This is a genomic window from Caballeronia sp. INML2, assembly GCF_023631365.1.
GTDB classification, from domain to species: Bacteria; Pseudomonadota; Gammaproteobacteria; order Burkholderiales; family Burkholderiaceae; genus Caballeronia; species Caballeronia turbans.
The window spans coordinates 40,235-54,248 of sequence record NZ_JALQDH010000016.1 but is presented as its reverse complement, the minus strand read 5'-3'; the positions used below and the strand labels follow the sequence as shown (position 1 = coordinate 54,248).

The following is a 14,014-nucleotide window of genomic DNA, read 5'->3' as shown; positions in this document are numbered from 1 at the left end:
TCGAATGCTTACCGGTTCCCAAAGTGTTCCTCACGTTACGTCTGAATGGATGAAGTTCGTGTCCGTCCGGGCGCCTTTAGAAGGCCGTACCGATCTGGAACTGGAACTTCTGATACTGGTCGCCATCGTGCTTCTGCAGCGGGAAGCCGAGGCTCAGCTTGAGCGGGCCGATCGGCGAGATCCACGCCAAACCCACGCCGTAGCCGTAGCGCAAGCCGTTCGCGCCGCCGCTCGTGCCGCCCTGGTTCGGATCGCCCCAGACGTTACCGGCATCGAGGAAGGTGAAGACGCGCAGGGTGCGGTCGTAGCCCGTGCCCGGAAGCGGGAAAGTCAGCTCGATGTTGCCGACCGCCATGCGCGAGCCGCCGATCGGATCGTTCGTCTTCGCGTCGCGCGGACCCAGCGAGCTCGGCGAGTAGCCGCGCACCGAGCCGATACCACCCGCATAGTAGTTCTTGAAGATCGGGTACGTCTGACCTTGCAGGCCCTTGCCGTAACCGCCCTGCAGGTTGAAGCCGAGCACGAAGCCGCGCGCGAACGAGTAGTAATACTGGAACTGCGCGTCGAATTTCGCGTAGGTCGTATTGCCGAGCGGCGTGCCGTATTCCGCGTTCGACTGGATGTAGTAGCCGCGGCTCGGAACGAGCGCGCTGTCGCGATTATCGCGCGACCAGCCCACTGTCAGCGGATAGTTGTTCACCACGCGGCCGAACTCGTTCACGTAGTTGATGTACGACTGCGGCGTGTTCGAGTCCACGTCCATCGTGTTCTGCTCGGCGCCCACGCCGAAGAACACGGTGTCCTGCTCGGAGAACGGGATGCCGAACTTGGTGTCCGCGCCCATCGTCACGATCTTGAAGCTCGAATCGGTCGAGTAGTACAGCGGCTGATACGTGCGGTAGTACGCGTCGGTGATCCGCTTGATGCCGTCGATCGTGAAGTACGGATCGACCTGCGTCACCGTCAGCGTGCGGTACGTCTTCGCGGTGTTCACGTTGACCGCGAGACTCGTGCCCGAGCCGAACACGTTGTCCTGCGACACGCCCGCCGACAGCACCACCTTGTCCGTCGACGAGAAGCCCGCGCCCAGCGTGATCGCGCCGGTCGGCTTTTCCGCGACCTTCACGTCGACGTCGACCTGGTCGTTCGTGCCTTCCACGGGCGTGGTGGTGACGTCCACGTCGGTGAAGTAGCCGAGACGGTTGACCCGGTCCTTCGACAACGCGAGGCGGCTCGAATCGAACCACGAGCTTTCGAGCTGGCGCATTTCACGGCGCACGACTTCGTCGCGCGTGCGCGTATTGCCGACGATGTTCACGCGCCGCACATAGACGCGGCGGCTCGGGTCCACTTGCAGCGTGAGCGCCACGGTGTGGTTGGACTGATCGATCTGCGGCTGTGCGTTGACCTGCGCGAACGCGTAGCCGTATTCGCCAAGCTTGTCGACGATCGCCTTGGTCGTCGCCTGCAGCTTCTCGGCGGAGAAGCGCTCGCCCGGCTTGATCTTGATGAGCTTGTTGAGCTCGGCTTCGCGGTCGAGCAGATTGCCCGAGAGCTTGATGCTGCTGATCTTGTACGGCTCGCCTTCATGCACGGCGATCGTCAGATACATGTCCTTCTTGTCCGGCGAGATCGACACCTGCGTGGAGTCGATGCTGAACTCGAGGTAGCCGCGGTTCAGGTAGTACGAGCGCACGTTCTCGAGGTCGCCCGTGAGTTTTTCCTTCGCGTAGAGATCGCTCTTCGTGTACCACGAAAACCAGTTCGGCGTGGAGAGCTGCATTTCTCCGAGCAGCGTGCTCGAACTCACCGCCTTGTTGCCGACGAAGTTGATCTGGCGAATCTTGGCGCTCGGGCCCTCCGCGACGGAAAACAGAATGGCGACCCGATTGCGGTCGACCGGCGTCACCGTCGTTGTGACTTCCGCCGCGTAGTAACCGCGCGTCAGATACTGACGCTTGAGCTCCTGCTCCGCCTTGTCGACGAGCGCCTTGTCGTACGAGCGGCCTTGCGACAGACCGACCGAACGCAGCGCCTTCGTGAGGTTGTCCTTGTCGAACTCGTGCAGCCCTGCGAAATCGATGGCCGAGATGGCCGGGCGCTCCTGCACCTGCACGATCACCACATTGCCTTCGGTGGCGATCTGAACGTCGTTGAAGAAACCCGTCGCATAGAGTGCGCGAATCGCTTCGGAGGCCTTGTCGTCGGTGAACGTGTCGCCTTGCTTAATCGGCAGATAAGCGAATACGGAGCCCGGCTCGATGCGTTGGAGACCGTCGATCCGAATATCCTGCACGACGAACGGCGTGGTGGCGTGTGCCGCCATACCCGTTGCGGCGAGTGCCGCGGCCACAGCCGTCTTAGGAACAAAGCGATGAGGTTTGAACAACGTGCTTCCCCAGTATTTAAAGCTGCATTCGTTCCGGCGGTCGCTCGAAAGGCGCCGCCAGAAATTGTCAAAGTGGATCAAAAACGAATCAGACGAGCGAGGTCGTTGAACAGTGCGATCATCGACAGCGCGACGATGCAGACCAGGCCCGCCCTTTGCAGAACCAGCTGCCAGCGATCGGATACGGCCTTGCCGGTAACAGCTTCAACCAAATAATATAACAGATGCCCACCGTCCAATACCGGAATCGGTAACAAGTTCAACACTCCGAGGCTGATGCTGACGAGGGCGAGAAACGAGACGAAGGCCGCCACGCCGAGCCTTGCGCTCTTGCCCGCGTAGTCGGCAATGGTGACCGGCCCCGAGAGATTTTTGAGCGAAGCCTCGCCGATGACCATCCGCCCGAACATGCGCAGCGAATAGATGCTGATGTCCCACGTGCGGTTCACGCCGAGGCGCAGACTCTCTATTGGCCCATAGCGCACGTCCACGGTCGGAAGCTGATTCGCGAGCGCGGCGCCGATGCGGCCGATTTCCTTGCCCGTCGACCCGTCGCGCTTCAGGTCCGGCACGATCTGCACGGATTCGCGCTTGCCGTTGCGCTCGATGACGAGCGTGACGGGCTTTGCGCCGTGCGCTTTCACGTAATCGATGAAGCTCGTCGCGTTGTCGACGCTGCGGCCATCGATCGCACGCAGCATGTCGCCCGCCTTCAGCCCGCTCTTCTGCGCCGCGCTGCCCGCCTCAACGCCCGCGACGGTCAGCGTGCCGCCGCCCGGGGCGAAGCCGAGCTTGTCCATGAAATCCTGATCGGCTTCTTCGTCGGTAATGCCGGCGACGCTCACCGGGAAGTCGAACGTGCCCTCGTGGGTCTTTGCCGTCAGCACGATCCGCCGATGATCGAACGATGCGTCGAGCACCTTCCAGCGCAAATCGGACCAGGAGCGGATCGGATGCGTCTCGCCGCCTTGCGCGTCGCGCATCGAGAGGACCGTTTCACCGCCTTCGAAACCCGCGCGCGCCGCTGCCGTGCCGGGCGCGGGCTGCGACACGATCGCCGCGGGCTCGGTCACGCCGCCCGCGAACACTGCGGAAAAGAGCGCGATCGCGAGCAGGAAGTTGGCGACGGGCCCCGCCGCGACGATCGCGATCCGCTTGGCGACGCTCTGGCGGTTGAAGGCGCGCGGCAAGTCCTCGGCGGGAATCGTCGTGCCGCTAGCGGGATCGATCTCGCGCTCGTCGAGCATTTTCACGTAGCCGCCGAGCGGCAGCGCGGCGATCGTCCATTCGACGCCCGTCTTCTTGCTGACCCACCGCACGAGCGGCTTGCCGAAGCCGACCGAGAACCGCAGCACTTTCACGCCGCACAGTCGCGCGACACTGTAGTGACCGAATTCGTGGACGACGACGAGTACGCCTATCGCAACGACGAAGGCGACGATTTCGGTCAGAAAGTTCATGACGGCCTCAATGGGCGATGGGTTCGGCGCCCGGCGCGCTCGCGGTGAGCTCTGCGACGAAACGGTAGGCGAGACGGCGGGCGTCCGCATCCGCGGCGAGAACGTCCGCCAGCGTCGCGGCGCTCGTATTCGGCAGCGCGTTCAGCACGCGCTCGACCACGCCGCCGATCGCCATGAAGCCGATGCGGCGCTCCAGGAACGCTTCCACGGCGATTTCGTTCGCCGCATTCAGCGCTGCGCTCGCGATGCCGCCCGCTTCGAGCGCCTGGATGGCAAGCGCGAGGCACGGGAATCGTGCGAAATCGGGCTTCTCGAACGTGAGGGTCGCAATCTGCGCGAGATCCAGCGGCGCGACGCCCGAGTCCACACGGTCAGGATACGCCAGTGCGTGCGCGATCGGCGTGCGCATGTCGGGGTTGCCGAGTTGCGCGAGGACCGAGCCGTCGGCGTAGGAAACCATCGAATGAATCACGCTCTGCGGATGGATCAGCACCTCGATGCGCGAACCCGGCAGATTGAAGAGCCAGTGCGCCTCGATCACTTCGAGGCCCTTGTTCATCATCGTCGCGGAATCGACGGAGATCTTGCGACCCATCGCCCAGTTCGGATGCTTGACGGCTTCCTCGGGCGTGACGTTCGCGAGCGTTGCCGGCTCGCGCGTGCGGAACGGGCCGCCGGACGCCGTCAGGATAATCTTGGAGACGCCGCCATGCAGCTTCGCTTCCTTGTCCGCGCACGGCGGCAGGCACTGGAACACGGCGTTGTGCTCGCTGTCGACCGGCAGCAGGATCGCACCGTTGTCGCGCACCGCGTCCATGAAAATCTGGCCGGACATCACGAGCGCTTCCTTGTTCGCGAGCAGGATGCGTTTGCCGGCCCGCGCAGCGGCGAGCGTGGGCGCGAGACCCGCCGCACCCACGATGGCCGCGACGACCGTATCGCACTGCGCCGCGCGTGCCACCTCGGCGAGCGCTTGCGCCCCGTACGTGACTTCGGTCTTGCAGCCCTGCGCGCGCAACGCCGCCGCCACGCGCTCGGCCGTTTCGGCGTCGCCGACGACCGCCACTTCGGGCTGAAATTTCAGGCATTGCGCGACGAGTTTGTCGCCGTTGCGGTGAGCGGTGAGCGCATAGACCGAGAAGCGGTCCGGGTGCCGTGCCACGACGTCGAGCGTGCTGTCGCCGATCGAGCCCGTGGAGCCGAGCAATGTGAGACGTTTTTGCATAAATTCTTCTCTAGCCGATTAGCCAAGCATGAGCAATGCGATCGGCAATACGGGCAACAATGCGTCGATGCGGTCGAGGACGCCGCCGTGACCGGGCAAGAGGCCGCTCGAGTCCTTGACGCCGGCCTGGCGCTTGAGCAGCGACTCGAACAGGTCGCCGACCACGCTGAACGCGACCAGCACGGAAAGCGCGACGAACGAGCGATCCCAGCCGAGATGCTCGACGAAGGCGGTAAACACGGTAGGCGCATAAAAGCCGGTGGACGCGGCGAGCGCGCCGATGGCGATGACGGCGAGCCACCCGCCGACGGCGCCCTCCCAAGTCTTGCCCGGGCTGATCGACGGGGCGAGTTTGTGGCGGCCGAGCGCTTTTCCGGCGAAGTATGCGCCTATGTCAGCCAGCCAGACTACTAGAAGAAGCGATAGCACGAATGCCACGCCTCGCGTGCGCGCATCGACGACGGCATGCCAGCACGCCAGAAACACGACGATCCCTGCGAAAAGCAGGAATGCGCGCCACGCGTGGGCGGCCAGCGCCGGCTTGCGCAGCAATGCATAGGGACCGGCGAGCACCCAGAAAATCGCGGCCATCTGGTACAACGGCGCGGACCTGATGCCGAGAAACGTGCTGAAAAGAAGCGCGAGTCCGGCAACGAGCGCGTAGGCGACGGGCCCTGCCCCATTCAGCTTGAGCAGACGCCCCCATTCCCAGGCCGCGAACACCACGACCAAACCGATGAGCGCCCCGAACGCGCCGACCGGCGCGAACAGCGTGATCGGCACAAGTACCGCGAGCAGGACGATTGCCGTGATGACACGGGTTCTTAGCATGAAAGGGTGTCGGCCTTCTGCGATTGCGAAGCGAGTTGCGCGCTCGTACGCCCGAAGCGGCGCTCGCGGTCGCCGTACGAAGCGATCGCGCGATCGAGCGCGTCGGCGTCGAAGTCGGGCCAGTAGATGTCGGTGAAATAAAACTCGGTGTACGCGAGTTGCCACAGCAGGAAATTGCTGATGCGCTGCTCGCCGCCCGTGCGGATGAAGAGATCAGGCTCTGGCGCATAGGCCATCGCGAGATGCTCGCCGAACGACTCGTCGTCCACGCGCGCGGGCGCGCCTGCTTCCAGGGACTCGGCGATGAGCTTCTTTGTCGCCTGCATGATGTCCCAGCGCCCGCCGTAGTTAGCGGCGATGGTCAGCGTGAGACGCGTGTTGCGCGCCGTCTTGGTCTCGGCGCGTTGAATCAGCGCGCGGATGCGATCGTCGAACATGCTGATGTCGCCTACGACGCGCAGGCGGATACCGTTCGCGTGCAGCTTGCCGATCTCGCGCTCGAGCGCGGTCACGAACAGGCGCATCAGGAAGGACACCTCGTCGGTCGGACGGCGCCAGTTCTCGGAGCTGAACGCGAAGAGCGTGACGAACTCGACGCCGCGCCGCGCGCAGCTCTCGACGGTCGCGCGAACCGCATCGACGCCGCGCGTATGACCGGCGACGCGCGGCAGGCGGCGCTCGGTCGCCCATCGGCCATTGCCGTCCATGATGATCGCGACGTGGCGCGGGACAGCCGCGACATCGGGCACGGTTACGGTGGAGCTGGTATAGGTCATGGCCGCTGAATCTGGGAATCTGAAAGAGTGAAAGCCAGCCCGAATGTATAACCCCCGGGGCCGGCAGGACCGTTCCTACGGTCTCACACCGTCATGATTTCGGATTCTTTGGTTTGCACGAGCTTGTCGATCTCGGCGACGAACTTGTCGGTGAGCTTCTGCACTTCTTCGCTTGCACGGCGCTCGTCGTCTTCCGAAATCTCCTTGTCCTTCACGGATTTCTTCAGTTGATCGTTCGCGTCGCGACGCAGGTTGCGCACAGCGACCTTCGCGGTCTCGCCTTCGCTCTTCACGACCTTCGTCAGTTCCCGACGGCGCTCTTCGGTGAGCGCGGGCATCGGCACGCGGATCAGGTCGCCTTGCGTGGCCGGGTTCAGACCGAGATCCGATTCGCGGATCGCTTTCTCGACGACCGGGACCATCTTCTTTTCCCACGGCTGCACGCCGATCGTGCGCGCATCGACGAGCGTCATGTTTGCGACCTGGGAGATGGGCACATTCGAGCCGTAGTAATCGACCTGGATGTGGTCGAGCAGCCCCGTGTGGGCGCGGCCCGTGCGAATCTTGGCGAGATCGGCCTTGAACGCTTCGATCGACCGCTGCATCTTCTGGTCGACGCTCTTCTTGATGTCAGCCACACTCATTTTGAACCTCCAAACCTGGGTTTTTACCGGCGATAGCGGCGCATCCCGCGCGAGGCGTTCCGCCAGCCGCGCGGCGCCTGATATCGCGAGAGTTTACACGTGGACGAGGGTTCCTTCGTCGTCGCCCTGCACGATGCGCTTCAAGGCGCCCGGCTTCGTGATCGAGAACACGCGAATCGGCAGTTTCTGGTCGCGGCACAGGGCGAACGCAGTCGCGTCCATCACCTGAAGATTCTTGCCGATTGCCTCGTCGAAGCTGATCGTGCTGTAGCGCGTCGCGTGCGGATCCTTCTTCGGGTCGGCGGAGTATACGCCATCGACCTTCGTCGCCTTCAACACCACTTCGGCGCCGATTTCCGAGCCGCGCAGCGCGGCCGCCGTGTCCGTCGTGAAGAACGGGTTGCCCGTGCCGGCCGCGAAGATCACGACCTTGCCCTCTTCGAGCTGGCGAATGGCGCGCGGACGGATGTACGGCTCAACCACCTGGTCCATGCGCAGCGCCGACTGCACGCGCGCCTCGATGCCCGCGTGACGCATGGCATCCTGCAGCGCGAGCGCGTTCATCATGGTGGCGAGCATGCCCATGTAGTCGGCCGTTGCGCGATCCATGCCGGCCGCGCCGCCCGCCACACCGCGGAAAATATTGCCGCCACCGATGACGACGGCGAGCTGCGTCCCGATCCGCACCACCTCCGCGACATCCGCCACCATCCTTTCGATCGTTGCGCGATTGATGCCGAAAGCATCGTCGCCCATGAGGGCTTCGCCGGAGAGTTTGAGGAGTACGCGTTTGTAGGCTGTGGGCATATGAGTTTCCGATCGCGCCGAGGAGGGTTGCAACAACGTAGAACTGTAGGGGTGAAACATTACTTACCGCAAGCGGGCCGGATCGGGCGGCGGGCGCGGTAGATCAGGGGTTACCCCTAGCCTACCGCGCCCGCTGCTTGTGCGATCCGGATCGCTGAATGCGTGCGGCGGAACATTCCGCCGCAGGTACTGCGAACTCGGCGCGCCGCCGCGCTATGACAGCACGCGCGCCTTAAGCGAACCTTAGCGAGTCTTAGGACTGCTTGGCCGCCGCAACCTGCGCCGCGACTTCGGCCGCGAAGTCGTCCTGACGCTTTTCGATGCCCTCGCCCACCACGAACAGCGCGAACTTCTGCACCGATGCGTTGCCGGCCTTGAGCATCTGCTCGATCGTCTGCTTGTCGTTCTTCACGAACGGCTGATTCAGCAGCGACACTTCCTTCAGATACTTCTGGATCGAGCCGTCAACCATCTTCGCGACGATCTCGGCCGGCTTGCCCGACTCGGCAGCCTTCTGCTCGGCGATGCTGCGCTCCTTGGCGATGAGATCGGCCGGCACTTCGTCCGACGACAGCGAGACCGGCTTCATCGCGGCGACGTGCATCGCGACATCCTTGCCGACCTGCTCGTCCGCGCCGGTGAACTCGACCAGCACACCGATGCGGGTGCCATGCAGATACGACGCGATCTTGTTCGCGGTTTCGAAGCGCACGAAACGGCGGATCGACAGGTTTTCGCCGATCTTGCCGACAAGCGCGAGACGCACGGCGTCGACCGTCGAGCTTTCCAGCGGCAGCGCCGACAGGGCGGCAACGTCAGCCGGATTCTGCTTGGCCACGAGCTCGGCAATCGTCTTGCCGAATGCCATGAAGTCGTCGTTTTTCGCGACGAAGTCGGTTTCGCAGTTCAGCTCGACGAGCGCGCCCACGCCGCCTTCGACGTGTGCCGTCACGATGCCTTCTGCCGTCACGCGCGATGCCGCCTTGCTCGCCTTGTTGCCGAGCTTCACGCGCAGCAGCTCCTCCGCCCGCGCCATGTCGCCGTCGGCTTCCGTCAGCGCCTTCTTGCATTCCATCATCGGCGCATCGGTTTTCGCGCGCAGTTCTGCCACCATGCTTGCGGTAATTGCCGCCATCATTCGCTCCTTGAGTCTGTTTGATACGTGCCGCCGGCTTCGAGCACCCGCGGCAGAAATTGGTTTCAACTATCGCGAATCATCGCGCCGACTAAAAAAAAGGGGCCTTTCGCAAAGCCCCCTTTTTTGTCGGCCGCAGGCTCGATTACGCCTCTGCGTTGACCTCGACGAACTCGTCGCCTTCGCCGTTACGGACGGCCTGGACAACGTCGTTCACCGCGTTTGCGCGGCCTTCGAGGATCGCGTCAGCAACGCCCTGAGCGTACAGCGACACAGCCTTGGACGCGTCGTCGTTGCCCGGGATCACGTAGTCGATGCCTTCCGGCGAGTGGTTCGTGTCGACCACGGCGATGACCGGAATGCCGAGCTTCTTCGCTTCGGTCACGGCAATCTTGTGGTAGCCGACGTCGATCACGAAGATCGCGTCCGGAATGCCGCCCATGTCCTTCACGCCGCCGATCGACTTTTGCAGCTTGGCGATCTCGCGTTCGAACAGAAGCGCTTCCTTCTTGCTCATGCGCTCGGTTTCACCCGACTCGACAGCCGCTTCCATGTCCTTCAGGCGCTTGATCGAGACCTTCAGCGTCTTGAAGTTGGTCAGCATGCCGCCGAGCCAGCGTGCGTTCACGAACGGCATACCGGCGCGCGCTGCTTCCTGCGCGATGGTGTCACGCGACTGGCGCTTCGTGCCGACGAAAAGAATCGTGCCGCGGTTCGCTGCCAACTGGCGCACGTACTTCAGCGCGTCGTTGTAGAGCGGCAGGGTCTTTTCGAGGTTGATGATGTGAATCTTGTTGCGATGACCGAAGATGTACGGGGCCATCTTGGGGTTCCAGAAGCGCGTTTGGTGACCGAAGTGGACACCGGCTTCCAGCATTTGACGCATCGTGACTGCCATGAAATTCTCCGCGAGGGTTAGGTCTTAAGCCGGCTGCCGCATCCTGCGCCCGGTTTTTTCGCTTTCCGGACGCCGGACACCCTGGGTGCGCCGGCTTGCGTATCGACTTGAAACGATTTTCCAAGCCGCGATCCGTCAATCACTGCCGTCTTGTTCCATAGGAACCATGATGGCAATCTGGATCACGACTTAGCCTTCGAGTATAGCATGTGAGGATTGGTCGGCTCAAGCCATGCGCGGATCGGAAACTGCGCGCCTTCGCGGCCAGCGGCCTTGCCGGCGCACCTTCCGCCCCGAACTATCCGGGTGCAGCGCAATTCTTAAGGTGCGATAATGCCGCTTTCGCGGCTCACTCCGCACCCACGCATTTCGGCCCAAGTCATGTCCATTACGCTGAAAAACGAACACGATATCGCGCAGATGCGCGTCGCCTGCCGGCTCGCCAGCGAAGTGCTCGATTTCATCACGCCGCATATCGTTCCCGGCGTGACGACCGAGGAACTCGATCGCCTCTGTCACGAATACATGGTGAAGGAACAGGGCACCGTTCCCGCACCGCTCAATTACCAGCCGCCCGGTTATCCGCCGTACCCGAAAGCCACCTGCATCTCGGTGAACGACGTGATCTGCCACGGCATCCCTGGCGAAAAGGTGCTGAAAAACGGTGATGCGCTGAATATCGACATTACCGTCATCAAGAACGGCTATTTCGGTGATACGAGTCGGATGTTCATCGTCGGCGAGGGCTCGATTCTGGCAAAACGCCTCGTCCAGACCACGTTCGACTGCATGTGGCTAGGCATCGACCAGGTGCGCCCCGGCGCGCATCTCGGCGACATCGGCGCGGCGATCCAGAAACACGCCGAGGCGCAGGGCTACAGCGTCGTGCGTGAATACTGCGGCCACGGCATCGGGCAGGTGTTCCACGAGGAGCCGCAGGTGCTGCACTACGGCCGTCCGGGCACGGGCATCGAACTGCAGGCCGGCATGATTTTCACCGTCGAGCCCATGATCAACGCGGGCCGCCGCGAAATCCGCACGATGCCCGACCAGTGGACCGTCAAGACGCGCGACCGCAGCCTCTCGGCGCAGTGGGAGCACACGGTGCTCGTCACGCCGACAGGGTACGACGTGCTGACCGTCTCGGCGGGCACGCAGTCGCCGTCGCAACTGATTGCCGCAACCGCCTGAATCGCGTCTCCTGGCGCTCGCCGTGCATGCACTCGGGCGCATCCTTCCGTCGTCCTCGCCAATTTCCTTTCATGAGCGTAACCGCCGCCGTCGCCACGCCCTGTGAAACGCTGCGCGCCGCCTACAAGGCAGCGAAGGCGGCGCTCATCGAACGCTTCGGTGCGGCGTCGAACGTCGAGCCGCTGATGCACGCGCTCGCCCGCGCCACCGACGACGCGCTCAAAGGCGCGTGGGCTGCCTGCGCAATGCCCGGCGGCGCTACGCTCGTCGCGGTCGGCGGATATGGACGCGGCGAGCTCGCGCCCTATTCCGACGTAGACATTCTCGTGCTTCTTCCCGAGTCGTCGCCGCAAACCAGCGATGCGGAGCTGAACGGCTGCGTCGAGCGTTTCATCGGCATGGCGTGGGATCTGGGACTCGATATCGGCAGCAGCGTGCGCTCGGTCGAGCAATGCATCGCCGAGGCCAGCAATGACATCACCGTGCAGACCTCGCTGCTCGAAGCGCGGCGCATTTGCGGCGACATGCCGCTTTTCCAGCGCTTCTCCGCGCGCTATCGCGAGACACTGGATCCGCGCGCGTTCTTCCAGGCGAAAGTGCTGGAAATGCGCCAGCGTCACGCGAAGTTTCAGGACACGCCCTACAGCCTCGAGCCGAACATCAAGGAAAGTCCCGGTGGCCTGCGCGATCTGCAACTGATTTTATGGATCGCTCGCGCGGCGGGCTTCGGCAGCAGCTGGCGCGAACTCGACGCGCGCGGGCTCATCACCGAGCGCGAAGCACGCGAGCTGCGCCGCAACGAAGGTTTTCTGAAGGCGCTGCGCGCGCGTCTGCACGTGATCGCGAAGCGTCGCCAGGACATTCTCGTGTTCGATCTGCAGACGCCCCTCGCGGAAAGCTTCGGCTTCGAGGCGACCACCGCCAAGCGCGCGAGCGAGCAACTGATGCGTCGCTATTACTGGGCGGCGAAGGCGGTCACGCAGCTCGCGACCATTCTGATCCAGAACGTCGAGGCACAGCTTTTCCCGTCGACGAGCGGCATCACGCGCGTCATTTCCGGACGCTTCGTCGAGAAGCAAGGCATGCTGGAAATCGCCCGCGACGACGTGTTCGAGCGCGAGCCGCACGCGATTCTCGAAGCGTTTCTGCTGTACGAACAGACGCGCGGCATCAAGGGATTCTCCGCGCGCACGCTGCGCGCGATCTACAACGCGCGTGATCTGATGGACCGCGACTGGCGGCGCGATCCCGAAAATCGCCGGCTTTTCATGGAGATCCTCAAGCAGCCCGAAGGCATCACGCACGCATTTCGCCTGATGAACCAGACGAGCGTGCTCGGGCGCTATCTGCTGAACTTCCGGCGTATCGTCGGGCAGATGCAGCACGATCTCTATCACGTCTATACCGTCGATCAGCACATTCTGATGGTGCTGCGTAACCTGCGCCGCTTTGCGATCGCCGAGCATGCGCACGAGTACCCGTTCTGCAGTCAGTTGATGGGCAACTTCGAGCGTCCGTGGGTACTTTATGTCGCGGCGCTCTTTCACGATATCGCGAAGGGCCGCGGCGGCGATCACTCGACGCTCGGCATGGCGGACGCCCGGCGCTTCTGCCGCGAGCACGACATCGGGGCCGAAGATACCGAGCTCGTCGTCTGGCTCGTGCAACAGCATCTGACGATGAGCCAGGTCGCGCAGAAGCAGGACACGAGCGACCCGGAAGTCATCAAGCAATTCGCGTCGGTGGTGAAAACAGAGAGGCGGCTCACCGCGCTTTACCTGTTGACCGTCGCCGATATCCGCGGCACGAGCCCGAAGGTCTGGAACAACTGGAAAGGCAAGCTTCTCGAAGACCTTTTCCGTGCGACGCAGGCAGTGCTCGGCGGCGCGCAGCCGGATACGCATTCGGAGCTCAAGTCGCGGCAGGAAGCGGCGCTGGCGCTGCTGCGCCTGGAAACCGTGCCGGAGCACGCGCAAAAGCGCCTGTGGGATCAGCTCGACGTCGGCTATTTCCTGCGCCACGATCCGGCCGACATCGCGTGGCAGACGCGTGTGCTCTACCGGCACGTGGAAAGCGACGAGCCGATCGTGCGCGCGCGGCCCTCACCCATCGGCGCGGCCTTGCAGGTGCTGGTCTACGTGAAGGATCGGCCCGATCTCTTCGCCGGCATCTGCGCGTATTTCGACAAGAACGGTCTCTCCGTGCTCGATGCCCGCGTCACGACGACGCGCCACGGCTACGCACTCGATAACTTCCTCGTCGCCCATCCGGATCACGATGGGAGTTATCGCGACATCGCCAATCTGGTCGAGCAGCAACTGGCGGCGCTGCTCGCGGACGAGCGCATTCTGCCGGAACCGTCGAAGGGCCGCGTGTCGCGGCTCGTGCGCACGTTTCCGATCACGCCGCGCGTGGACCTGCGTCCCGACGACCGCGGCCAGTACTACATCCTGTCCGTGTCGGCCAACGACCGGCAGGGCCTTCTTTATTCCATCGCGCGCGTTCTGGCGCAACACCGGATCGGCGTGCAGGCGGCACGGATCAACACGCTCGGCGAACGCGTCGAGGACGTGTTCCTGATCGACGGCAAAAGCCTGTCGAACAACCGTACCCAGATCCAGGTGGAAACCGAACTGCTGCGCGCGATCGCAGCCTGAG

Annotated in this window: 11 protein-coding genes; 2 read left to right on the top strand and 9 right to left on the bottom strand. The window is 63.5% G+C overall.

All coding sequences use genetic code 11. The annotated features are described in order from the left end of the window. Positions 1-76: 76 nt before the first annotated feature. The 9 genes from bamA to rpsB form a co-directional block, all read right to left on the bottom strand. Positions 77-2,389, bottom strand: coding sequence for an outer membrane protein assembly factor BamA (gene bamA / locus NCT32_RS06050; RefSeq protein ID WP_061117634.1), 2,313 nt, complete (start codon positions 2,387-2,389; stop codon positions 77-79). A 77-nt stretch (positions 2,390-2,466) separates the two neighbouring features. Then, positions 2,467-3,849, bottom strand: a complete 1,383-nt coding sequence (rseP, locus tag NCT32_RS06045; protein ID WP_061117563.1) for an RIP metalloprotease RseP — start codon at positions 3,847-3,849, stop codon at positions 2,467-2,469. Between the two features lie 7 nt (positions 3,850-3,856). Beyond that, on the bottom strand, positions 3,857-5,074 hold the full coding sequence (locus tag NCT32_RS06040; protein WP_061117564.1) for a 1-deoxy-D-xylulose-5-phosphate reductoisomerase: 1,218 nt from the start codon (positions 5,072-5,074) through the stop codon (positions 3,857-3,859). 18 nt (positions 5,075-5,092) lie between these two features. After that, positions 5,093-5,905 carry a phosphatidate cytidylyltransferase gene (locus NCT32_RS06035; protein WP_061117565.1) on the bottom strand — a complete coding sequence of 271 codons (813 nt, stop codon included), beginning with the start codon at positions 5,903-5,905 and terminating at the stop codon, positions 5,093-5,095. Then, positions 5,899-6,681 (bottom strand): polyprenyl diphosphate synthase, encoded by a 783-nt coding sequence (uppS, locus tag NCT32_RS06030; RefSeq protein ID WP_061117566.1) that lies wholly within the window; start codon positions 6,679-6,681, stop codon positions 5,899-5,901. Before uppS ends, NCT32_RS06035 begins: the two co-directional genes overlap by 7 nt. A gap of 83 nt (positions 6,682-6,764) precedes the next feature. After that, positions 6,765-7,325, bottom strand: a complete 561-nt coding sequence (gene frr / locus NCT32_RS06025) for a ribosome recycling factor (protein WP_061117567.1) — start codon at positions 7,323-7,325, stop codon at positions 6,765-6,767. A 93-nt stretch (positions 7,326-7,418) separates the two neighbouring features. Continuing rightward, positions 7,419-8,132, bottom strand: a complete 714-nt coding sequence (pyrH, locus tag NCT32_RS06020; protein ID WP_008350086.1) for a UMP kinase — start codon at positions 8,130-8,132, stop codon at positions 7,419-7,421. A gap of 253 nt (positions 8,133-8,385) precedes the next feature. Beyond that, positions 8,386-9,267 (bottom strand): translation elongation factor Ts, encoded by an 882-nt coding sequence (gene tsf, locus NCT32_RS06015; RefSeq protein WP_061117568.1) that lies wholly within the window; start codon positions 9,265-9,267, stop codon positions 8,386-8,388. Between the two features lie 145 nt (positions 9,268-9,412). Further along, positions 9,413-10,165, bottom strand: coding sequence for a 30S ribosomal protein S2 (gene rpsB / locus NCT32_RS06010; RefSeq protein WP_061117569.1), 753 nt, complete (start codon positions 10,163-10,165; stop codon positions 9,413-9,415). Between the two features lie 381 nt (positions 10,166-10,546). Here rpsB and map point away from each other — a divergent pair, with 381 nt between their 5' ends. After that, positions 10,547-11,356, top strand: coding sequence for a type I methionyl aminopeptidase (gene map / locus NCT32_RS06005; RefSeq protein WP_061117570.1), 810 nt, complete (start codon positions 10,547-10,549; stop codon positions 11,354-11,356). A gap of 71 nt (positions 11,357-11,427) precedes the next feature. After that, entirely contained in the window at positions 11,428-14,013 is a 2,586-nt protein-coding gene (locus NCT32_RS06000; protein WP_061117571.1) for a [protein-PII] uridylyltransferase, read from the top strand. Position 14,014: the final 1 nt, after the last annotated feature.